Here is a 781-nt window from a genome sequence, read left to right on the forward strand (position 1 = left end):
GGGACGGATCGGACGACGGGATCGCTGTTCAGCTATGTCGAGCTGGAGGAGCGCATCCCGGGGGGTCATCCGCTGCGCACGATCCGGCGGGTGGTGAACGACGCGCTGGCGAGCTTGGGCGGCGAGTTTGCGGGTCTCTACGCCGCTCATGGCCGCCCCTCAATCCCGCCGGAGCGGCTGATCCGGGCGAGCTTGTTGCAGCTGCTCTATTCGGTGCGCGTCACGCCGGAGGCGTGCCTTCGGCACGACGCGACAGCTGATGGAGCAGATGGACTAAAACCTGCTGTTTCGCTGGTTCGTGGGGCTGGGCGTCGACGATCCGGTCTGGGGTGAAGGGGGTCTGGGAATTGATCCTGCGGATCAAGTCAGCCCTGAACGGGCGGAGCTCCGGGCCGAAGGCCGACGGTGTTCACGAAGAACCGGGACCGGCTGCTGACGACGGAGATGTCGCGCAAGGTCATGGCGGCGATCCTGGCGCATCGCGAGGTCGCGCCCTTTCTGTCGGACGAGCACTTCCCGGTGGACGGCACGCTGGTGAAGGCTTGGGCGTCGATGAAGAGCTTCCAGCCGAGGCTCGGGGACGGGCCGCCGGGCGGCGACGGTAGTTCAGGCGGACCGCCGCACGATGCTGCCCCCGCCGATGCCGACAAAGCCCCTGCCAAGCCCGAGACCGATCCGATGCCCCAGCCCCGCCGCTCCAGCCGCAACGCCGAAGCCGGCTTCCGGCGGAAGAAGCGCTCGAACGGCGACGCATGTCTCGACCACGGACCCGGACGCGCGG

General features: G+C 68.6%; 1 pseudogene. It reads left to right on the forward strand.

What is annotated here, in order from left to right:
• Positions 1-781 (forward strand): annotated as a pseudogene (locus tag DR046_RS23060) (transposase); the annotation flags it as partial.

It is taken from the genome of Jannaschia formosa, from assembly GCF_003340555.1.
Lineage (GTDB): Bacteria > Pseudomonadota > Alphaproteobacteria > Rhodobacterales > Rhodobacteraceae > Jannaschia > Jannaschia formosa.